This window comes from Actinokineospora enzanensis DSM 44649 (assembly GCF_000374445.1).
In the GTDB taxonomy this organism is placed as follows: Bacteria; Actinomycetota; Actinomycetes; order Mycobacteriales; family Pseudonocardiaceae; genus Actinokineospora; species Actinokineospora enzanensis.
This window is the reverse complement of the sequence record NZ_KB894434.1, coordinates 1-19928: the sequence shown is the minus strand read 5'-3', so window position 1 is coordinate 19928 and position 19928 is coordinate 1. Positions and strand designations below refer to the sequence as shown.

Annotated in this window: 21 protein-coding genes; 14 read left to right on the top strand and 7 right to left on the bottom strand. The window is 72.6% G+C overall.

The features are described 5' to 3' along the window. Positions 1-61 precede the first annotated feature (61 nt). From C503_RS48175 to C503_RS41290, 7 genes are read left to right on the top strand one after another with little or no spacing between them, the layout of a single operon-like run. Positions 62-1087 carry a Gfo/Idh/MocA family oxidoreductase gene (locus C503_RS48175; protein WP_018685766.1) on the top strand — a complete coding sequence of 342 codons (1026 nt, stop codon included), beginning with the start codon at positions 62-64 and terminating at the stop codon, positions 1085-1087. Then, complete coding sequence (locus C503_RS48170; protein WP_018685765.1) at positions 1084-1926, top strand: sugar phosphate isomerase/epimerase family protein; 843 nt, start codon at positions 1084-1086, stop codon at positions 1924-1926. The genes C503_RS48175 and C503_RS48170 overlap by 4 nt, the downstream gene beginning before the upstream one ends. Before the next feature lies 1 nt (position 1927). After that, positions 1928-3184, top strand: a complete 1257-nt coding sequence (locus C503_RS41295) for a M20/M25/M40 family metallo-hydrolase (protein WP_018685764.1) — start codon at positions 1928-1930, stop codon at positions 3182-3184. Further along, positions 3181-4293: an Ldh family oxidoreductase gene (locus tag C503_RS42760; RefSeq protein WP_018685763.1), complete on the top strand. Its 1113-nt coding sequence runs from the start codon at positions 3181-3183 to the stop codon at positions 4291-4293. The genes C503_RS41295 and C503_RS42760 overlap by 4 nt, the downstream gene beginning before the upstream one ends. Beyond that, positions 4293-5216 (top strand): Gfo/Idh/MocA family protein, encoded by a 924-nt coding sequence (locus tag C503_RS0129165; protein ID WP_018685762.1) that lies wholly within the window; start codon positions 4293-4295, stop codon positions 5214-5216. Before C503_RS42760 ends, C503_RS0129165 begins: the two co-directional genes overlap by 1 nt. A gap of 31 nt (positions 5217-5247) precedes the next feature. Next, positions 5248-5649: a DUF6917 domain-containing protein gene (locus tag C503_RS0129160; protein ID WP_018685761.1), complete on the top strand. Its 402-nt coding sequence runs from the start codon at positions 5248-5250 to the stop codon at positions 5647-5649. Continuing rightward, a complete protein-coding gene (locus tag C503_RS41290; RefSeq protein ID WP_018685760.1) occupies positions 5646-6953 on the top strand; it encodes an FAD-dependent oxidoreductase in 1308 nt (435 codons plus the stop codon). Before C503_RS0129160 ends, C503_RS41290 begins: the two co-directional genes overlap by 4 nt. 146 nt (positions 6954-7099) lie before the next feature. Here the strand turns inward: C503_RS41290 and C503_RS0129150 are convergent, their stop codons facing one another. Together C503_RS0129150 and C503_RS0129145 are read right to left on the bottom strand one after the other, a co-directional pair. Continuing rightward, positions 7100-7636 carry an EF-hand domain-containing protein gene (locus C503_RS0129150; RefSeq protein ID WP_018685759.1) on the bottom strand — a complete coding sequence of 179 codons (537 nt, stop codon included), beginning with the start codon at positions 7634-7636 and terminating at the stop codon, positions 7100-7102. 179 nt (positions 7637-7815) lie between these two features. Next, entirely contained in the window at positions 7816-8598 is a 783-nt protein-coding gene (locus C503_RS0129145; protein WP_026316814.1) for a DUF3050 domain-containing protein, read from the bottom strand. Positions 8599-8810: 212 nt separating this feature from the next. On the opposite strand from C503_RS0129145, the gene C503_RS0129140 reads away from it, so the two are divergent. From C503_RS0129140 to C503_RS0129130, 3 genes are all read left to right on the top strand, one after another. Then, positions 8811-9143: a hypothetical protein gene (locus tag C503_RS0129140; RefSeq protein ID WP_018685757.1), complete on the top strand. Its 333-nt coding sequence runs from the start codon at positions 8811-8813 to the stop codon at positions 9141-9143. A gap of 38 nt (positions 9144-9181) precedes the next feature. Beyond that, entirely contained in the window at positions 9182-10432 is a 1251-nt protein-coding gene (locus tag C503_RS0129135; protein WP_018685756.1) for a nucleotide sugar dehydrogenase, read from the top strand. Between the two features lie 85 nt (positions 10433-10517). After that, positions 10518-10979 carry an enediyne antibiotic chromoprotein gene (locus tag C503_RS0129130; RefSeq protein WP_018685755.1) on the top strand — a complete coding sequence of 154 codons (462 nt, stop codon included), beginning with the start codon at positions 10518-10520 and terminating at the stop codon, positions 10977-10979. A 167-nt stretch (positions 10980-11146) separates the two neighbouring features. On the opposite strand, the gene C503_RS0129125 is transcribed toward C503_RS0129130, so the two are convergent. Beyond that, positions 11147-12619 carry an AlkA N-terminal domain-containing protein gene (locus C503_RS0129125; RefSeq protein ID WP_026316812.1) on the bottom strand — a complete coding sequence of 491 codons (1473 nt, stop codon included), beginning with the start codon at positions 12617-12619 and terminating at the stop codon, positions 11147-11149. A gap of 120 nt (positions 12620-12739) precedes the next feature. Between C503_RS0129125 and C503_RS0129120 the strand changes: the two genes are divergently transcribed. Further along, on the top strand, positions 12740-13615 hold the full coding sequence (locus C503_RS0129120) for an isocitrate lyase/PEP mutase family protein (RefSeq protein ID WP_018685753.1): 876 nt from the start codon (positions 12740-12742) through the stop codon (positions 13613-13615). On the opposite strand, the gene C503_RS41285 is transcribed toward C503_RS0129120, so the two are convergent. Next, positions 13555-14310, bottom strand: coding sequence for a TetR/AcrR family transcriptional regulator (locus tag C503_RS41285; RefSeq protein WP_018685752.1), 756 nt, complete (start codon positions 14308-14310; stop codon positions 13555-13557). The genes C503_RS0129120 and C503_RS41285 overlap by 61 nt on opposite strands. A gap of 104 nt (positions 14311-14414) precedes the next feature. Here C503_RS41285 and C503_RS0129110 point away from each other — a divergent pair, with 104 nt between their 5' ends. Then, positions 14415-14612: an antitoxin gene (locus C503_RS0129110; protein ID WP_018685751.1), complete on the top strand. Its 198-nt coding sequence runs from the start codon at positions 14415-14417 to the stop codon at positions 14610-14612. A gap of 75 nt (positions 14613-14687) precedes the next feature. On the opposite strand, the gene C503_RS0129105 is transcribed toward C503_RS0129110, so the two are convergent. Genes C503_RS0129105 through C503_RS0129095 form a run of 3 tightly spaced genes read right to left on the bottom strand, consistent with a single transcriptional unit; the run spans position 14688 to position 17480 of the window. Beyond that, complete coding sequence (locus C503_RS0129105; RefSeq protein WP_018685750.1) at positions 14688-16325, bottom strand: ABC-F family ATP-binding cassette domain-containing protein; 1638 nt, start codon at positions 16323-16325, stop codon at positions 14688-14690. Continuing rightward, a complete protein-coding gene (locus tag C503_RS0129100) occupies positions 16322-17215 on the bottom strand; it encodes an alpha/beta hydrolase (RefSeq protein WP_018685749.1) in 894 nt (297 codons plus the stop codon). Before C503_RS0129100 ends, C503_RS0129105 begins: the two co-directional genes overlap by 4 nt. A gap of 22 nt (positions 17216-17237) precedes the next feature. After that, positions 17238-17480 (bottom strand): hypothetical protein, encoded by a 243-nt coding sequence (locus tag C503_RS0129095; protein ID WP_018685748.1) that lies wholly within the window; start codon positions 17478-17480, stop codon positions 17238-17240. Between the two features lie 299 nt (positions 17481-17779). Between C503_RS0129095 and C503_RS0129090 the strand changes: the two genes are divergently transcribed. Next, on the top strand, positions 17780-18904 hold the full coding sequence (locus tag C503_RS0129090; RefSeq protein WP_018685747.1) for a S1 family peptidase: 1125 nt from the start codon (positions 17780-17782) through the stop codon (positions 18902-18904). 104 nt (positions 18905-19008) lie between these two features. Further along, a protein-coding gene (locus C503_RS45030) for an IS5 family transposase (protein ID WP_425393540.1) occupies positions 19009-19916 on the top strand; the annotation gives its coding sequence in 2 pieces (ribosomal slippage) (positions 19009-19371 and positions 19374-19916; 906 coding nt in all). Positions 19917-19928 lie beyond the last annotated feature (12 nt).

Here is a 19928-nt window from a genome sequence, read left to right as displayed (position 1 = left end):
CGGACGGCACCACACCAGGGTTGGCCCGGTTCACCCGCCGCCCGAGGAGGCACGTCACCCCATGCTGGGCACGCTCGTCGTGGGACTCGGCCGCTCGGGCGCCGGGCTGCACCTGCCCGTGCTGCGTCGGCTCGGCCAGGGTGGCGGGCGGTCCTTCGGCAGGCCGCCGATCACCGTCTACGACCCGCGGCTGCGCACGGTGGAGATCACCGACCTGCTCGGCCGGGAGGCCGCGGACCTGGCGGTGGCGCACTCGCCCCGGCACGCGGCGACGCTGGTGGACCCGGCCCGGACGGTGGTGCACCTGTGCACCGGCCCGACCGCGCGGCTGCGGCCGCTGACCGAGCTGGCCGAGCTGGGGTTCCGCCGGTTCCTGGTGGAGAAGCCGCTGGCCGCCGACGAGGCCGAGCTGCGCGAGGTGCTACGGCTGCGCGAGCGGGCCGGGCTGGACCTGGTGTCGGTGGCGCAATGGCGGTGCAGCGAGCTGACCGGCCGCATCCTGGGCGTGCTGGGCGGCGGCAGGCTGGGTCAGCTGCGCTCGCTGCGATTCACCCAGACCAAGCCGCGATTCGCCCGCACGCTTGCGGGCGACGACCACCCGAGTGCGTTCGACGTCGAGCTGCCGCACTCGCTCGCGGTGGCACTGCTGGTCGCGGGCCGCGCCGAGGTCGTCGACGCCGGGTGCGCCGACATGCTGCTCGGCGACGCGGTGTTCCCCGGCATGGGCAGCGCGTGGCTGCGGCTACAGCACGCGAACGGCGCCCGGACCGAGATCCACACCGACCTGACCTCCCCGGTGCGCGAGCGCCGGATCACCGTGGAGCTGGCCAACGGCACGCTGGTGGGGCACTACCCGGTCAGCCGGACCGACGAGTACGCGCAGCTGTCCGTGCGCACCCGCGGCGGGCAGGTCGACTCGGTGTTCCGGGACGACTCGCTGACCGCGTTCCTGGCCCGCGCCTACCGACACTTCGCGGGCGAGGAGCCGATGCCGGACGAGCCGCTGGCCGGGGCGAGCGTGGTGGCGCTGATCGCGGAGGCGAAGCGGCGGGCCGGACTGCCCACCCCGGTCGGGGCAGGCCGGTGACCGTGCTGGCCGGGATCGGCGACGAGGCGGGGCCCGCGCTGGCCGACCAGGTCGCCGCGATCGCCGAGCTGGGCTGGTCGGGCATCGAGCTCCGCACGATCGACGGCACCTCGGTAGCGGAACTGTCCGAGGCGGACTTCGATCGGGTCGCGGGCACGCTGGCGGAGCTGGGGCTGCGCACGGTGTGCGTGGACTCGCGGATCGGCGACTGGTCCACGGTGATCACCGGCGACTTCGGCCGCGACTTGGCGGAGCTGCGGGTGCTGGCCGCGCGCTGCGCCCGGCTGGGCACCCGGTTCGTGCGGGTGATGTCCTACCCCAACGACGGCCTGCACGCCGACGAGTGGGAGCGCCGGACGCTGCGTCGCATGCGGGAGCTGGCACTGCGCGCCGAACAGGCGGATCTGGTGCTGCTGCACGAGAACTGCGCGGGTTGGGCGGGCGCCTACCCGGGGCGGGCGCTGCGGATGCTGGAGGAGGCGGGTACGCCCGCGCTCCGGCTCCTGTTCGACACCGGCAACGGCATCGCCTACGGATACTCGTCGTTCGACCACCTGACCACGCTCGTCGAGTACGTCGCACACGTGCACGTGAAGGACGGCCGGGCCACCCCATCTGGTCCACAATGGACTGTCCCGGGCGCGGGCGAGGCACGGGTGTCCGACTGCCTGGCCGTACTGACCGCGCACGGTTACCAGGGCGCGCTGTCGATCGAGCCGCACCTGAACCTGCGCCCGCACGAGGGCGACGCGGGCACCGGCTCCGCCGACGGCTTCACCGCCGCGGGCCGCGCCCTGGAGTCCCTGCTCACCGCCGCCCGCGACGTGTCGGACCGGTGACGTGGCCGAGCTCACCGAGTGCGACGCGGCCCTCCTGCTGCGGCTGATCGACCTGCCCACCGCGGGCCCGCTGGAGGCCAGGGGCGCGCCGCTGCTGCTGTGGGAGGCGCAGGACGAGTATGCGACGGCGGCGAAGCGGATCGGCTTCGAGGTCGTCCACCACGCACCTACCGCACTGTCCGATCTGGACCTGCCGGGCGTGCCTGCGGCCGTGCGCGCGGTGGCGGTCGAGCCGGGTTTCCTGGATTCCCAGCCGAACCTGGTGCTGCGGATCGGCCCGGCGGACGCGCCGACGGTGATGTTCAACGTCCATCTCGACACCGTCGCCGGGTACGAGCCTGGCTCGTTCGACGGGCACGTGTTCCGCGGCCGCGGCGCGGTCGACGCCAAGGGCCCGGCAGTGGCGCTGCTGGCGGGCATCCGCGACGCGATCGCCCAGGACCCGCGGGTGGGCACGGAGATCACGGTGCTGGTGCAGGCGGTGTCCGGCGAGGAGGGCGGCGCCATGGGCACGTTCGGCACGCGCCCGTTGGTGAACAAGGGTTTCACCGGCGCGCTCAACGTGTTCTGCGAACCGACCGGCCTGCGCTACCTGACCCGTGCCACCGCGTCGGCCACCGCGCGCGTGCGCGTCTCGGGCACGGGCAGCATCGACGACCGCCCGGCCGACGGCCACAACGCGACCGTCCTGCTCGGCTTCCTCGCCCAGCACCTGGCCCGGGAACTGGCCGGGAAGCGCGCGTGCATAGCCGGGCTGCACACCGGCGAGGCGCACAACCGCGTCTACGGCCGCGGCAGCCTGCTGGTCAACCTCGCCTACACCGACGACGGCGACACGCTCACCGCCGCCTTCGACGAGGCCGTCCACACCGGACTGGCCCGCTTCACCGAGACGTTCGCGGCCGGGCCCGAACTGGCCCGCACCGCCGCCGACGCCGACCGGATCACCACGGTGGACTGGCTCAAGCGCGGCCTGCCCGCGCTCACCGGCGGCGGCCCCTGGCTGGACGGCCTGATGACGGCCGCGGGGGTGCCCGCCTGGCCACCGGAGGCGCCCGCGTTCACCTGCGACGCGATCTGGCTGGCAGGCGTCCCCGGCCGGGCCGCGGCCGTGCTCGGCCCCGGGGACCTGGCCGCCAACAACGCGCACGCCGACGGCGAGTTCGTCGCCGCGGCCGAGCTGGCCGCGTTCGCCGACCAGGTGTCCCGCCTGCTGCGCGCCTTCACCGCCACACCGACGAGAACGGCACCGGAATGACCGATCTGGACCACGCCCCACCCAGCACACGGGTCCGCGTCCCGCACGACGACCTGCTCCGCTTCACCATGTCCGTGTTCACCGCGAACGGCGTGCCCGCCGAGCGGGCGCGGACGGCCGCGGCGGCGCTGTGCCACGGCGACATCACCGGCACCAGCTCGCACGGCCTGGTCAACCTGACCCGGATCTACCTGCCGCTGCTGGCCTCCGGCCGCGGCCGGGCGGACGCCGAGCCGCAGGTGCTGGCCGACCGGGGCGCCGCGGTTCTGCTGGACGGGCGCGGCGCGCTGGGGCTGTGGCTGGCCAGCGAGGCGATGGACCGGGCGGTGCGGCGGGCCGCCGACTACGGCATCGGGCTGGTGTCCGTACGCGGCGGCACGCACTTCGGCTGCGCCGGTCCGCACGCGCTGCGCGCCGTGGCGCACGGGATGATCGGCGTGGTAGCGGCCAACTGCGGACACCAGCGGATCGCCCGGCCGCCACACGGGCGGGTGCCGATGCTGGGCACGAACCCGTTGAGCGTGGCCGCCCCGGCGGGCGCGCATCCCCCGTTCCTGTTGGACATGAGCACCACATCGGTGCCCACCGGCAAGGTGCGCGCGGCCGCCCGGGAGGGCACGGACATCCCGGCGGGCTGGCTGGCCGACGACGCGGGCGAACCGGTCACCGACCCGTCCCGCTACGACGACGGCGAGGCGCACCTGACCTGGCTGGGCGCGCCCGGCGCGGGCGAGTACAAGGGTTTCGGCCTGGCGCTGATGGTGGAGGTGCTGTCCGCGCTGGTGCCCGGCGCCGGGATCGGGCCCGCCCCGGCCGCACTGGCGGTCGACCGGCGGCCGGACGACGACATCGGCTACCTGGTCCTCGCCGTCGCCCCGGCCTCGCTCCGCGAGCCGGGCACCTACCTGCGCGAGGCCGGGTCGCTGTTCGGCGCGCTGCTGGCCTGCCCGGCCGCGCTGCCCGGCGAGGAGGTGACCTACCCGGGCGTGCCGGAGGCACGGCACGCCGAGGAGTCGCGCCGGGACGGGGTGCCGCTGAGCGCGGCCCTGTACGCGGAGCTGGGGGCGGTGGCCGACCGGTTCGACCTGGAACTGCCGGAGGCGGGCTGATGCGGGTCGGCGTGATCGGGCTGGGGGTGATCTCCCGGTACTACCTGGCCGCGCTCGGCGAGAGCGGACCGCTGCGGCTCGGCGCGGTTTGCGACGTGCGCCCGGAGGCGCTGGCCCCGTACCGGGACGAGGTCCCGTGCTGGCGCGACCACCGGGACATGATCGCCGCGGGCGGCCTGGACGGCGTGGTGGTGACCGTGCCCAACGACCAGCACGCGCCGGTGTGCGTCGACCTGCTCGACGCCGGACTGCCGGTGTGCGTGGAGAAACCGCTGGCCACCCGCCTGCGCGACGGCCTCGCGCTGGCCGAGCTGGCGGCCACCCGGGGCACGGTCCTGTTCACCTCGTTCCACCGCCGCTACAACGCGCGGATCCGGGCCCTCCTGGAGGGCCTGCCGCGCGGGGTGCCGATCGAGTCGGTCCGGGTGCGCTACCTGGAGAAGATCGAGGAGCACGTCGGCGAGGACCGCTGGTACCTCGACCCGGCCCGGTGCGGCGGCGGCTGCGTCGCGGACAACGGCCCGAACGCCTTCGACCTGGTCCGCCTGCTGCTCGGCGCGCTCCAGGTGTCCGGTGTGGACATTCGAAGGGACGCGGCCGGGGTGGACCGCCGGGCGCTCGTCGCGCTGACCGCCGAGTCCGGCGCGCGGGCCACCGTGGAGCTGGACTGGGACCACCCCGGCGAGACCAAGGACGTCGAGGTCCGGCTGACCGACGGGTCGGTGTGGCGGGCGGACATGCTCGCCGGGTTCGCGGGCTTCAAACAAAGTCTCTGGCACGAGTACGCGGGCGTCCTGCGCGCGTTCACGCTGGCCGTGCACACCGGCGGCGTCGACCGCGACGGCCTCGCCGCACTGGCCATGGTGGACGCCGCCTACAGCGCGGAACGGTGGTCGGCCGCCCTGGCGGGCGACCGGCGGTGATCGAACGGTCCGAACGGTTCGGGGAGCGAACGTGATCGAGGACGGCAGCAAGCGCACGGTGTCCGGGGTGCTGGTGAAGGTGCTGGTACACCGCCGCGACGACCGGGGAATGCGCCTGGAGGAGTTCGCCAGCCGCTGCGTGCGGCAGGGCGAGGTGCACGAGCTGGTCACCACCGACCACCACCCCGGCGACCCCAGCATCGACCGCGTCGGCTTCCTCGGCTTCGCCGAGATCCGGCACGGCGGCGTGATCGACCGGGGCGACGAGGTCCGTATCGGCGGTCAGGTCGTCGGCACGGTCCTTGGCTTCGACGCCTGCCATTTCCCCAACCACTACAACATCCTGATCCGCCGCGAGACCCCGGTCACCGGCGAACAGATAGCCCTGTCCCCGGAGTCCACCGTCCAGTTCGTCCAGACGGCGGCGGTATGAGCGCGCCCGACAAAGCGGTGATCATCGGCGGCAGCATCGCGGGCCTGCTCGCCGCCCGGGTGCTGCGTGATATCGCCGCCGAGGTCGTGATCATCGAGCCGGACGCCCTACCGGACGTCCCGATCAACCGCGCGGGCATCGCCCACGGCGACCAGTTCCACGTCCTGCTGGGCCTGGGCCAGGACCTGTTGACACACTGGTTCCCCACCCTCCTGGACGACCTCGTCACCGACGGCGCGGTGCTCTGCGAAGCCGAGACCGACGGCCGGATGTTCGTGGACGGCACAGCCCGCCCGCCGGTGCGCGATCGCTTCCTCGCGTTCCACCGCCCCACCCTGGAATGGCGTCTCCGCAGAGCAGTGCTCCCCGGCGTCCGGCTGGTCCGCGACCGCGTACTCGGCCTGGACATCCACGCCGACCGGGTCACCGGCGTAGCCCTGGCCGCAGGCACCACCGAGCCCGCCGACCTGGTCATCGACGCCACCGGCCGCGCCAGCAGGCTCGGCGAGTGGCTGTCCCAATCGGACTATCCGCTCCCCCGAAAACGCCGCATCGCCCTGGACCTGGGCTACGCCACCGCTCTCTACCACCGCACCCCCGACCAACGCCTCGACGGCCTGCTGGCCGTCCACTCGCTACGCTCCCCGACCTCGGACACCCCCGGCGTCAGCTGCTGGGCGGCCCTGGGCCACGACCGCTGGATCTGCACCATCTCCGGCTACGGCCCCGACCGCCCCTCCCGCGACCAGGGCGAGTTCACCGCCCGCTGCCTCCGCGAGCCCGCGGCGGGTTTCGAGGAACTGGTCCGCACCTGCACCCCCGTCGGCCCGGTCGCCACCCACCGCTTCCCACACAGCGTCCGCCGGGACTTCCACACGGTCGAGCGTTTCCCGGCCGGGGTGGTACCCCTCGGTGACGCCGTGGCCTCCTTCAACCCGATCTACGGCCAAGGCGTCCCCTCCGCCGCCCTGCACGCCTCGGCCCTGGCCGCCTGGCTGCGCTCCGGCGAGGACGTACACGGCTACTTCCGCCGCCTCAAGGTCCTGGTGGACGCCGCCTGGCAAACCAGCGTGATCGCCGACTACAGCCTCCCCCACCTGGCCAACCGCCGCCCCCGAGGCCACCGCCTCCGCCAAGCCGTCAGCAACGCCATCGACCGCGCCGCGATGACCGACCCCCTGGTGGCCCGAAGGTTCGCAGACGTGATCAACATGCGCGCCCACCCCACCGAACTCCTCCGAACCGACATCCTCGGCCGCACCCTCCGAGACACCCTGACCAGAGCCAAGTCCCTGGTCGGCTGACCCGAATACCGCGCATCCCAGCGGGCTGTCCACGGCCGGGTCGTCCTCCCACCACGACCCGGCCGTCCACAGCCGTCCTTTCCGGACGGTCCACATACACAAGAACGCCCCGGGGCCACGGCCCCGGGGCGTCCAAGCGGCCTCAATCAGCCACCGAGCAGCGAGATGTCATGCTTGCCCTGGTGGTAGTCCCGCACCGCCGTCACGATCTCCTCAACCGACAGCGCCCCGCTGTGGTTGGCGTCCAGCTGCTGGAACGCGGAGTCGGCGGTCCCGTCGTCCACCCCGGCCGCGCGCATCCACCGCTTGAACTCCGCCTGGTTCACCTCGCCGTCCCCGTCGGTGTCGGCGATGTCCACGATGGCCTCGATGGCGGGACGCAGGTTCCGGTCGAAGCCGGGGTTGCCCGCGTCGACGATCTCCTGCTCGGTGACCCGGATGAACTCCTCCAGCGACACCGACCCGGAGTTGTCGGTGTCGGCCTTGGCCTCCAGGGTGCTCCACATGTGCGAGTAGGCCGACATGAGCGCACGTCCCTTGGGCGACGTCTCGCTCTCACCGAAGCCCTGCAGGATCCGACGAGCCTCGGTCTCGTAGTCGGACTTGTCGATCTGCCCGTCCCCGTTGTTGTCCCAGAGCTCGAATCGACGCTTCAGCCGGATGTCCTGGACGCTAGCGGTCACGGCTTACTCCTTCGGTGTGCTTGACGGATTCCGCGAAGCCTCGCGCCCCGCGATCTGGACATTAGCAATGCGGGCACCGGCAGGCGCGGATCATGCGTTCCCTTTTCGGGTACATTACCCATCACCTGTTCGAGAATACGGTGACGATCCGCCGGATATTCATCAATTATTGATATTATTCAGGTGTGTGCCAGCCGCTGGTCCAGCGCGGCGGTAACGCCGTCCCACAGCCGCAGCCGGGCGCGCAGCACCCCGGTCACCGCAGCCGCGCACTCCGTCCACTTGCCCTCGTCCGGGCCGCACAGGTCGGCCACCATCTGCAGGGCCATCGAGGTGTGCTCGCCCGCGTTCGCCTCGACGTGCCTGCGCAGGTAGGCGTGGACGAGGTCGAGGCCCGCGATGGCCTGCCCGGACAGCGTGGGCACCAGGTCGTGTCTGCCGAAGGCGAACGCGGCCGCCTGGCAGTGCACCGGCGCCCGGCCCACCAGCCGCGCGGTGGCCAGCACGAACTCCGCGGCCGGGGCGGGCACGTCCGCGTCGGCCAGCGCGTCCGGCACCGCGGCGCCCGCGCGCAGCAGGTCGAGGAAGGTGTCCACGGGCAGGGTGTCCGCGCCCGCCTCGCTCATCGCGTGCCGGTAGAGCTCGAAATGGCTGACGAACCCCTCGCCGAACTCGTCGCTCTCCTCCACCAGCACGATGTCGTTGACCAGGCGGCGGCTGATCGGCGCGCCGGTGGGCACCCACGGCACCCGCACGCAGGTCAGCTCGTTCTGCAGGCTCTTGAGCAACGACATCGCGTCCCACACCGCGAACACGTGGTGCGCCATGAACACCGCCAGCTCCGCCCGGCCCGCCACCCGCTCCCGCACCGGGTGCGCGGCCAGCGCCGCGCGGGCGGGTTCGACGGCCGCGTGGACGCTGTCGATACCGGGGTGTGACAGCGCCCAGTCGTAGCGGGTCATCTGCACCTCGCCTTTCCACCTGTCGTGCGGGGACTCTGCGGACGCTAGGGATACCGGCGGTCACGCGCCACTTATCAATGAGGTGAAAACCCATACCCGAATCGGCGACTGCGGCCCGGTACGGAAATGACCAGCATTGGTCACGTCCCCGGGTGATCGTGCGAAACGCTGGATCCATGCGAGTCACCTGCGAGTTACCGAAGGGAACGACCATGCGGTTGCACCGCCCCTTGATCGCGACCCTGTCCGCCTGCGCGCTCGCCCTGTCCGCCCAGGCGCCCGCGAGCGCGGCACCGCCCACCGGAGGCATCGATCAGGTACTGGTGTTCTCGTTCGAGTACACACCGGTCGCGGTCTTCGATCAGCCGAAGGGCTGCAACATCCTGCCCGCGGGCGCGCACGTGCTGATCAACCAGACCCAGCGCACCGTCACCATCTACGGCGACCCGGCCTGCCTGTTCCCCATCTTCCCGTTCCAGAAGGTGGCTCCCGGCAACGGAACCCACGTCAGCCCGATCGGCAGCTTCAGCATCGACAACCAGTAGCCACCGCCATCCCCACCGTGCAGGAAGGAACCACACCCGTGTCCGCAGGCCTCGTGGTGGTCGGACTCGGCTATGTCGGGCTGCCGTTGGCCAGACAGGCCACCGAGGCCGGGCTGACCGTCGTCGGCGTGGACATCGACCCGGAGGTGGTGGCCGGACTGCGCGCCGGACGCTCGCGCGTACGGGACATCACCCCGGCGGAGATCTCCGCCATGCTGGCGGCCGGTTTCACCGCCGACACCTCGTTCGACGCGGTGGCCACCGCCGACACCGTGGTGATCTGCGTGCCGACCGGGCTCGTGGACGGCGAACCGGACCTGCGCGCGGTGATGTCCGCCGGTCGCGCGGTGGCGTCCCGGCTGCGGCCGGGCAGCCTGGTGGTGCTGGAGTCCACCAGCTACCCGGGCACCACCGAGGAGGTGCTGCTGCCGCTGCTGGAGTCCACCGGCCTGGTCGCGGGCGTCGACTTCAACCTGGGCTACTCGCCGGAGCGGATCGACCCTGGCAACGGGGAGTACGTGCTGGCCAACACGCCCAAGGTGGTCAGCGGGCTGACCCCGGTGTGCGCCAAGCGGTGCGCGGCGTTCTACGAGGACCTGGTCGACTCGGTGGTGGTCGCGGCAGGCCTGCGCGAGGCGGAGATGGCCAAGCTGCTGGAGAACAGCTACCGCCTGGTCAACATCGCGCTGGTGAACGAGCTGGCCGTGTTCTGCGACCGGGTCGGCGTGGACGTGTGGGACGTGCTGCGCTGCTCGGCCACGAAACCGTTCGGGTTCCAGCCGTTCTCCCCCGGGCCGGGGGTGGGCGGGCACTGCATCCCGGTCGACCCGCGCTACCTGGCCACCCGGGCCCGCGCCGAGGGCCTGCCCTGTTCGATGATCACCACCGCCCAGGAGGTCAACGCGGGCATGCCCGGCTACGTGGTCAGCCGCGCGCGGGGCATCCTGTCCCGCGCCAGATCCGGCGGCTCCGTGTTCGGCGCCCGCGTGCTGCTGCTGGGCGTGACCTACAAGGCGAACGTCGCCGACCTGCGTCAGTCCCCCGCGTACGGCGTGGTGCGCCAACTGCGCGCGCTGGGCGTGGAAGTGTCCTACCACGACCCGCACGCGAGCCGGTTCGTCGTCGACGGCGAACCGGTGCCCCGGGCGTCCGATGTGGACCACCCGGCCGACCTGGTGGTGCTGCTGCAGGCCCACCGCGACTACGACCTCGCGCGGATCGCCGACACCGCCCGCGCGGTCCTGGATACCCGAGGCCGCATGGACGGGGAGAACGTCGAGCGGCTCTAGTCCCCCACCGAGAAGCGTCGGTGCTCGGCCGAGCACCGATGGTCAGTCAGATCTGCCGTATACCAACCGATGTTGGAGGAAACCAGTGAAGACGAAGGTCAGTTCCGCACGGGTTCGGGTCGGGCTCGCCGCCGCGGCGGTCCTGCTGCTGCCGGTCGCGGCCGCGCCGACGGCGTTCGCCCAGCCGCGGGACGGCGTGCCGCAGGTCGACGTCGAGGCGGGCACCAACCTGGACAACGACGCCACGGTCAAGGTCAACCTGAGCGGTTTCGAGGCAGGCGCCACGGTGTTCATCCGGCAATGCGCCAAGGTGGCGGAGGGCGTCTTCAACTGCGCCTCCGACGACGCCGACGAGGTGACCGTGGACGACGAGGGCACCGCCTCGGCCGACACCGAGGTGCACCGCGTGTTCGAGGCAAGCGACTCGCAGGGCGCCCCGCTCGGCGAGATCGACTGCGCCGAGGTCGAGCACGGCTGCTACGTCACCGCGGGCAACGAACACGGCGGCTCGGCGGCGGAGATCTCGTTCGCCGACGGCAGCGAGTAAAGCAGATCACCGCGAAGAGCCACCGCACTGCCTGAGCCTGCCCCGGCTCACCCGGACCGCTCCGGGTGAGCCGGGGCAGCGGCATTCCGCCCACCGCCGCCCAACGCCGCTGCAGTTCGACCCACGACAGAGTTCGACCCAGAACAGCCATGTCCACTGTGGACAATCTAGATGCCCGCGGCCGCCGCACGGGGTTGTCGGTGTTCGCCGACCGCCCAGAGGTACTGCACCGCGTACGCGCGCCACGGCCGCCAAGCCGAGGCATGCGCGGTCAGCGCGGTCGGGGTGAAGGGCAGACCCAGGGAGCGGGCCGCCGCGCGGACAGTCGGATCACCGGGCAGGAAGGCGTCCGGGTCGCCGAGCGCGCGCATGGCGATCATCTCGACCGTCCACGAGCCGAAGCCGGGTAACGCGGCCAAGCGGGCACGGGCCCGTTCCCGGTCCGCGCCGACACCCAGGTCGACCGTGCCGTTGGCGAGAGCGGTCACCAGCGCCGCCACCATGTCCCGGCGGGCGCGCGGCAGGGCGAACCGTTCCGGGTCCAGTCCGGCGAGGATGTCCGGCGTGGGGAACAGATGTGTCAGCTTGCCGGACGGGTCGTGCACCGGATCGCCGTGGTCCTGGACCAATCGGGCCGCGTGGGTGCGGGCGACCGTGGTCGACACCTGCTGTCCCAGCACCGCGCGGACCGCGAGTTCCGCGCCGTCGACCGTGCGCGGCACGCGGCGGCCGGGTTCGCGGCGGACGTGTGGGGTGAGTACCGGGTCGGCGGCGAGTAGGTCGTCCACCGCCACCGGGTCCGCGTCCAGGTCGAGCAGCCTCCGGCAGCGGCTGATCGCGCGGGCGAGGTCGCGCAGGTCGGTGAGGGCGAGTTGGCAGGCGATGTGGTCGGTGGTGGGGCGCAGGGTGGCGATGCCGGTGCCGTGCGGCAGCCGCAGGGTGCGGCGGTAGGCACCGTCGCGCCATTCCTCGATGCCGGGGATGGCGGTGGCCGCGAGGTGTCCGAACAAATTGTCCGGACAAAGGGGTTCACGGAACGGCAGCCGCAGTGAGATCACCCCCGGGCTGGCGACCTGACGCCCCGCGCGCAGCCGTAACTCGGTGGGTGGGAGCGCGAACACCTCGCGCACGGTGTCGTTGAAAGTGCGGATGCTGCCGAACCCGGCGGCGGCGGCGACCTCGCTCATCGGCAGCGCGGTGGTCTCGATCAGCAGTCGGGCGGTCTGCGCGCGTTGGGCCCGGGCCAGCGCCAACGGGCCCGCGCCGAACTCGGCGAGCAGCTGACGCTCGACCTGGCGGACGCTGTAGCCGAGCCGGGCGGCCAAGCCTGGTACGCCCGCGCGGTCCACCACACCGTCGGCGATCAGCCGCATCGCGCGCGCGGCGAGATCCGCGCGCTCGTTCCACTGCGGGGAGCCGGGGCTGGCATCCGGCCTGCACCGCTTGCACGCGCGATACCCGGCCTGCTGGGCCGCCGCGGCACTCGGAAAGAAAGTCATGTTCTCCGCCTTGGGCGGCATTCCGGGACAGCTTGGCCTGCAGTAGATCCGGGTCGTGCGGACCGCCGTGAAGAACCAGCCGTCGAAGCGGGCGTCCTTGGAGCGCACCGCGCGTACGCAGCGGTCGAAATCCTCATGCACCCGGACAGGATGATGGTCGGCCGTACAGCGTCATTAGCGGTAAAACGACTTGACAGTCCAGAAAGCAGTGGCGTCGGAAAACCGCCGGTGATTGTCGGTGCCCTCTGCTTCACTGCGGCCGTGACGACTTCGAACACCACCACCGGACCATCCGATCCGCACGCTACTTCCCAACAGGACCGCGCGAAGGCGTTCCACGGCCTGCACACCGGCGGCGAGGTGCTCGCCCTCGCCAACGCGTGGGACGTGGCCAGCGCGGCGATCGCGGCCGCGGCCGGGTCCCCGGCGGTGGCCACCACCAGCGCCGGGGTGGCCTGGAGCCTGGGCGCGGCCGACGGCGACGCGCTCGACCGGACACTCGCGGTCGACCTGGTCGCCCGCGTGGTGTCCGCCGTGGACGTGCCGGTGACGGCCGACATCGAGTCCGGTTTCGGCGCCACCGCCGCCGAGGTGGCCGACACGATCCGCGCCGTGCTCGCCGCGGGCGCGGTCGGCGTCAACATCGAGGACTCGCACGCCTCGGAAAACGGACCGCTGCGCGCGGTGGCCGAACAGTCCGACCGGCTCGCCGCCGCCCGCGCGGCCGCCGACGAGGCGGGCGTGGATCTCTACCTCAACGCCCGCACCGACACCTACCTGCGCGGCGTGGGCGCCGACGCGGAGGAACGGTTCGCCGAGACGGTCGCGCGCGCCACCGCGTACCTCGCCGCGGGCGCGTCCGGCATCTTCGTGCCCGGCCTGACCGACCTGGACACGCTCGGCAGGCTGGTGCGGGAGATCCCGGCGCCGGTCAACGCGATGGTGCACCCGGGCGCGCCGAGCGTGGCGGAGCTGAAGGCGGTCGGGGTGGCGCGGGCCAGCCTGGGCGCGGCCATCGCCCAGTCGGCCTACGCGCTGGCCCGGCGGGCGACCGAGGAGCTGCTGGGCGCGGGCACCTACGAGTCGGTGACCGACGCGTTGAGCTGGGTGGAGCTGAACGAGCTGTTCCCGCGCTGACCGTCCGCCTGGGACGGTCGGATCGGGGTGGACGGGGTGTCCGCGAGCGCGGCCACTCCGTCCAGGCAGCGGGCCAGCGCGTAGCCGAACAGGTCCGCGTCGGCGTGCGCGTGGTGGAAACGGCCCAGCTCGGCCAGGCCGGGCGCGTCCGTCCGCGCGCACAGTTCGTCGTGCACGATGGCAGCGCGCTCGCGCAGCCGCGGGCCGCGGTCGTTCTCCGCCGCGATCAGCAGCCACGCCTGGTCCACCAGCAGCGTGTAGGCGGGGGCGCTGTGCTCGCCGAAGCCCGATCGGCGCAGCACCCGGACGCCGCGGTCGATCAGCCCGTGCAGGCCGGGCACGAGCGCGCCGTGCACGGCCAGCCTGCGGGCCACGCCCGGGTGGTCGAGCAGCACCGGGCGGGCGCCGCGCAGCAGTTCCTCGAACCAGGGGCGCCAGGGCAGCGTCTCGGCGGGCACCGGCAGCTGGGCGACCACCCGGTCCAGCACCGCCGCGACCACGGCCTCGCGGTCGCCGACGTGGTGGTAGACCACCGCCGGGTAGGCCCCGACGGCGGCGGCGAGCTGGCGCAGGGTCCATGCCTCCAAGCCGTGCGCGCGGGTCAGCGCCAGCGCGGCCGCCACGACCCGCTCCGGGGTCACCGCCTGCTGTCCGATTCGGGGCCGTTTGCCGCCGACCGATGCATACGTGGCCATATGTGCACAGTAACGCGTGGTGACCCGCGCATGACCAGGAACCAATCGGGGTACTTCCCGCGTTGAACGGGTGAGTCCGGCAAGGACGGAAGGAGAAACCCCCGATGCCCATGCTGAAGAAACTGACCGCGCTGGCAGGCGCCGCCGCGGCGGCCGCGAAGTACGCCAGGAAGAACCCCGAGAAGGTCAACCGGATGGCCGCCAAGGCCGGTCAGTTCGTGGACCAGAAGACCAAGGGCAGGTACAACCGGCAGATCACCAGCGCGGTGCGCAAGGTGCACACCGCCACCCGGCCGAAGTAGCCCCCGGCTCCGGGGCCGCGGTGGTGCGGACCGCGGCCCCCGGTCATACCGGCGGTCCGCACGGGCCCGACCGGCTCAGACCTCGCCGACCCGCCCGTCGGCCACGACCAGCCGCCGGTCGACGGCCACCGCGTCGAGCATCCGGCGGTCGTGCGTGACCAGCAGGAGCGTGCCGGGGTAGCCCGCCAGCGCCGACTCCAGCTGTTCGATGGCGGGCAGGTCCAGGTGGTTGGTCGGCTCGTCGAGCACGAGCAGGTTCACCCCGCGCGCCTGCAACAGCGCCAACGCCGACCGGGTGCGCTCACCCGGCGACAGCGTCACCGCCGGGCGCAGCACGTGCTCCGCGGTGAGCCCGAACTTGGCCAACAATGTGCGTACCTCGCTGGTCGGCCAGTCCGCCACCTGGCGACCGAACGCGTCCAGCAACGTCTCCTCGCCGAGGAACAGCGCCCGCGCCTGGTCGACCTCGCCCACCACCACGCCCGGCCCAAGGTAGGCCTCTCCCGAAGTGGGCTCGACCCGCCCGAGCAGCACCGCGAGCAGCGTGGACTTGCCCGCGCCGTTCGCACCGGTGATCGCCACCCGGTCCGCCCAGCCGATCTCCAGGTTCACCGGGCCGAGGGTGAACGAGCCCCGGGTCACCACGGTCTCGCGCAGCGCCGCCACCACCGCGCCGGTACGCGGCGCGACGGCGATCTCCATCCGCAGCTCCCACTCCTTGCGCGGCTCCTCGACCACGTCCAACCGCTCGATCAGCCGCTCGGTCTGCCGGGCCTTGGCGGCCTGCTTCTCCGAGGTCTCGCCGCGGAAGTGCTTGACGTGCTTGTCCGGGTCGCTGGCCTTGCGCCGGGCGTTGCGCACACCCTTCTCCATCCACGCCCGTTGCGTGCGCGCCCGCGCCTCAAGACCCGCCTTGGTGTCGGCGTAGTCGTCGTACGCCTCGCGCGCGTGCCGCCTGGCCAGCTCGCGCTCCTCCAGGTACGCGGCGTAACCACCGCCGTAGAGGTGGATCTTCTGCTGCGGCAGGTCCAGCTCCAGCACGCTGGTGACCGCGCGGGTGAGGAACTCGCGGTCGTGGCTGACCAGCACGGTGCCCGCGCGCAGCCCGGACACGAACGTCTCCAGCCGGGCCAGGCCGTCCAGGTCAAGGTCGTTGGTGGGCTCGTCGAGCAGGAACACGTCGTAGCGGCTCAGCAGCAGCGAGGCCATGCCCACCCGGGCCGCCTGGCCGCCGGACAGCGTGGCCATCTCCTGGTCGAGCCGCACGCCAAGGCCCAGCTCGGCGATCGCGTCGGCGGAACGGTCCTCCAGGTCGGCGCCGCCGAGCGCGAGCCAGCGCTCCAGCGCGACCGCGTAGGTGTCGTCCGCGCCCGCCTCGCCCCGGCCCAGCGCGTCGGCGGCCGTGTCCATGGCCGCCTGCGCCTCGGTGACACCGGTGCGCCTGCCCAGGAACGCGCCGACGGTCTCGCCCGCCCGCCGCTCGGTCTCCTGCGGCAGGTAGCCGACGGTGGCCGTGGGCGGGTTGAGCCGGACCGCGCCCTCCTCGGCGGGCAGCAGGCCCGCGAGCGTGCGCAGCAGCGTGGACTTCCCCGCGCCGTTGGCGCCGACCAGGCCGATCACGTCGCCGGGGGCCACCACCAGGTCGAGGCCGGTGAACAGCACCCGGTCGCCGTGCCCGGCGGCCAGCGCCTTGGCCACCAGGGTCGCGCTCACGCCAGCTCCGCGCGCAGCGTGGCGGCCACCTGGGCGACCGCCTGCCGGGCCGCGTCGAACCTGGCCAGCTTGCGGTAGAAGCTGTGCGGCACGCCCCGGTAGCGCACGCAGGCCACCGGCACGCCCGCCTCGGCCAGCCGGTCGGCGTAGGCCTCGGCCGCGTCGCGCAGGATGTCGTACTCGGCGGTGATCACCAGCGTCGGCGGCAGGCCCATCAGATCGGCCGTGGTCGGCGCGAGGTCCGGCTGGTCGCGGTCGATCCCCGGTGGGGCGTAGGCGTTCCAGCAGTAGGCCATCTCCTCCGGGGTCAGCGCCGGACTGTCCACTTCGGTCGGCGGGTCGGCCGGGTCGAGCACCGGGTAGACCAGCACCTGGCTGCGCACCGGCACCCGGATGTCGCGCAGCCTGCGCGCGGTGACGGTGGCCAGGTGCCCGCCCGCGGAGTCGCCGACCAGGGCGAGCCGCTGCGGGTCGATGCCGCGCTCCGCGCCGTTGCGGTGCAGCCACTCGACCGCGTTGGTGATGTCGTCCAGCGCGGCCGGGAACGGGTGCTCGGGCGCCAGCCGGTAGTCGACCGAGGCGATCGCGGCGCCGGAGAGCACCGCGAGGTAGCGGCAGATGGCGTCGTGGGTCCGCACGCTGCCGCTGACGAAGCCGCCGCTGTGCAGGTAGAGGGCGACCGGCATGACCCCGGTCGGGTCGGGCAGGTAGAGCCGCACCGGGGTGCCGCTCGCGTCCACATCGGACACCTCGGCGACCGGGGTGCCCGGCCCGGCCGCGGACAGCGCGCCCGCGAGCATGTCCGCGCGCGCCGCCGCGAGCGTGTCGGCGCCGAGCGGCACCGGCGTCCCGGACTCGATCTCCGCGCGCACCTGCGGGTGCAATGGCACGGCCCACCTCCGCCGCTCAGGGTCACCGCCCCGACGGCGGCACCATGTCAATGATGTCCGACCAGGTGATCCAGTCCGGCACGGGCCTGCCGTCCGGGTCCAGCGGGCGGATCGGCAGCCGCAGGAGGTCCAGGTAGGGGTGCGGGACCGGCGCGCCAGCGACCACCCCGATGCCGACGAACCGCGGGTCGCCGCGGTCGAAGTCGACCATGTCGAAGGTGACGACCCAGCCCGGTGGCGGCCACTCGGGGGCGAGAGCGTGCATGCGCGTCCATTCCGAACCTCGGTTTCGGACATGGTCACACATCGACGGGCGGTGGTCACACGAATGTCGTAACGCTGTCCGCTGTCGGTGTCCACCGATTTCGCTCACCGTTGGTCACGCACTTGCCGCTCATTGAGTGAATAGTTCACAGAACCGACTTTCGTAGGGTGCCCGACCTGCGGGTTGTCCGCCTAGCGTCGCTACAACGGCCGACCGGCACCTCCCGACCAGACGTCACCGAACCGGGTGAGACCGGCGGACCTGCTAACCCTGCGAGCAAGGAAAGAAGGACCATCCCCATGCGCAGCAGCTCAACCCGAGCTTCTCTCGCCGCCTTAGGCATCATCGGCCTCGCCACCGGCGCGGCCGTCGCACTGACCCCCACGGCCTCGGCCGCCCCGGAGGCGCTCGTCCCGGCCCTCCAGCGCGACCTCGGCCTCACCGCCGCGCAGGTCGAACAGCGGCTCACCCAGGAGACCGCGGCCACCGCCCTGCTCCCCGCGGCGACGACCGCGGCGGGCGAGGCGTTCGGCGGCTCCTGGTTCGACCGCGGCGACCTGGTCGTCGGCGTCACCGACGCGACCCGCGCGGACGCCGTGCGGGCCACCGGCGCCCGCCCGGCCGTGGTCGCGCACAGCGCCCGCGGCCTGGACGACACCAAGGCCGCCATCGACCGGCAGGCGGCCGGGCACGCCCCGGGCGCGGTCACCGGCTGGTACGTGGACGTGCCGACCAACTCGGTCGTGCTCACCGTGACCCGCGGCGCCACCGGCGCGGACGTGCGGGCGTTCGTGGACCGGGCGAAGGCCACCGGCCCGGTCCGGGTCGCCGAGACCACCCAGGCGCCGCGCCCGCTCGCCGGCTCGATCGTCGGCGGCAACGCCTACTACATCAACGGATCGAGCCGCTGCTCCGTCGGCTTCTCGGTCGAGGGCGGGTTCGTGACCGCGGGCCACTGCGGCACGCCCGGCTCCAGCGTGACCGGCGCCGACCAGAGCGCCATGGGCACCTTCCGCGGCTCCACCTTCCCGGGCAACGACTACGCCTGGGTCGCCACCAACTCGTCGTGGACGCCGACCCCCCAGGTCAACGGCTACGGCAACGGCGACGTGACGGTCGGCGGCTCCACCGAGGCCGCGGTCGGCGCCAGCGTCTGCCGCTCCGGCTCGACCAGCGGCTGGCACTGCGGCACCATCCAGGCCAAGAACTCCACGGTCAACTACCCGCAGGGCACGGTGACCGGCCTGACCCAGACCAACGCCTGCGCCGAGCCCGGCGACTCCGGCGGCTCCTGGGTCAGTGGCGACCAGGCCCAGGGCGTGACCTCGGGCGGTTCGGGCGACTGCTCCTCCGGCGGCACCACGTTCTTCCAGCCGGTGAACCGGATCCTCTCCACGTACGGCCTGTCCTTGGTGACCGGCTAGGCCGTGTTTCAAATGTGGATCTTGGGTGTGTCGGTGTCTGAGACGGGGCGAGGTCTCCGGTAGACGGGTTAACGACCAAGAAAACCTGTCCGACCGGAGACCTCGTGGCCAGCGTAGCGGCGACGGGCCGGGGTGATCTGACCGACGCGCAGTGGGCCGTGTTGCGCCCGTTGTTGCCTGTGGGTCGTAAGCCTGGCCGTCCACCGAAGTGGAGCAAGCGTCGGTTGATCGATGGGATCCGGTGGCGGGTTCGAGTGGGTGCGCCGTGGCGGGATGTCCCGCCGGTGTATGGGCCGTGGCAGACCGTGTACGGGTTGTTCCGTCGATGGCAGCGGGCCGGGGTGTGGCGACGGATCCTGACCGCGTTGCAGGTCCGCGCCGATGCCGGCGGGCAGGTGGTGTGGGATGTCAGTGTGGACTCCACGATCTCGCGGGCGCATCATCATGCCGCCGGGGCGAGGAAAAGGGGGATCTCCAGGTCGAACCACCCGACACGATCGCCGGTGGGGTCGAGCCTCGTGACCACGCCCTGGGGCGTTCGCGGGGCGGGTGGACCACGAAGCTGCATCTGGCCTGTGAGCAGGGCCGCAAACCGTTGTCACTGCTGGTCACTGCCGGGCAGCGTGGTGACAGCCCCCGGTTCACGGCGGTGATCGAGGCGATCCGGGTGCCCAGGGCCGGTGCCGGTCGAGCCAGGACCCGCCCGGACCGTGTGCTGGCGGACAAGGCCTACTCCTCGCGGGCCAACCGGGCCTACCTGCGTCGACGCGGGATCAAGGCCACCATCGCACAACCCCGTGACCAAGCCGCCCACCGCAAGAACAAAGGCTCCCACGGCGGACGGCCACCCGCGTTCGACACCGAGATCTACAAGCAGCGCCACGCCGTGGAATGCGGCATCAACCTGCTCAAACAACACCGCGCAGTAGCTACCCGCTACGACAAACTCGCCCTGCGCTACACCGCCACCATCACCATCGCCAGCATCAACATCTGGCTCCGCCACATCTGAAACACGGCCTAG

Bases quoted from the DNA above. Each gene is read 5' to 3' on its own strand.
- C503_RS41285 (WP_018685752.1), bottom strand. From the start codon at position 14,310: ATGGCCACGTATGCATCGGTCGGCGGCAAACGGCCCCGAATCGGACAG.
- C503_RS0129145 (WP_026316814.1), bottom strand. From the start codon at position 8,598: ATGACCCGCTACGACTGGGCGCTGTCACACCCCGGTATCGACAGCGTC.
- C503_RS41290 (WP_018685760.1), top strand. From the start codon at position 5,646: ATGAGCGCGCCCGACAAAGCGGTGATCATCGGCGGCAGCATCGCGGGC.
- C503_RS0129165 (WP_018685762.1), top strand. From the start codon at position 4,293: ATGCGGGTCGGCGTGATCGGGCTGGGGGTGATCTCCCGGTACTACCTG.
- C503_RS0129095 (WP_018685748.1), bottom strand. From the start codon at position 17,480: ATGCACGCTCTCGCCCCCGAGTGGCCGCCACCGGGCTGGGTCGTCACC.
- C503_RS0129090 (WP_018685747.1), top strand. From the start codon at position 17,780: ATGCGCAGCAGCTCAACCCGAGCTTCTCTCGCCGCCTTAGGCATCATC.
- C503_RS0129140 (WP_018685757.1), top strand. From the start codon at position 8,811: ATGCGGTTGCACCGCCCCTTGATCGCGACCCTGTCCGCCTGCGCGCTC.
- C503_RS0129110 (WP_018685751.1), top strand. From the start codon at position 14,415: ATGCCCATGCTGAAGAAACTGACCGCGCTGGCAGGCGCCGCCGCGGCG.
- C503_RS48175 (WP_018685766.1), top strand. From the start codon at position 62: ATGCTGGGCACGCTCGTCGTGGGACTCGGCCGCTCGGGCGCCGGGCTG.
- C503_RS42760 (WP_018685763.1), top strand. From the start codon at position 3,181: ATGACCGATCTGGACCACGCCCCACCCAGCACACGGGTCCGCGTCCCG.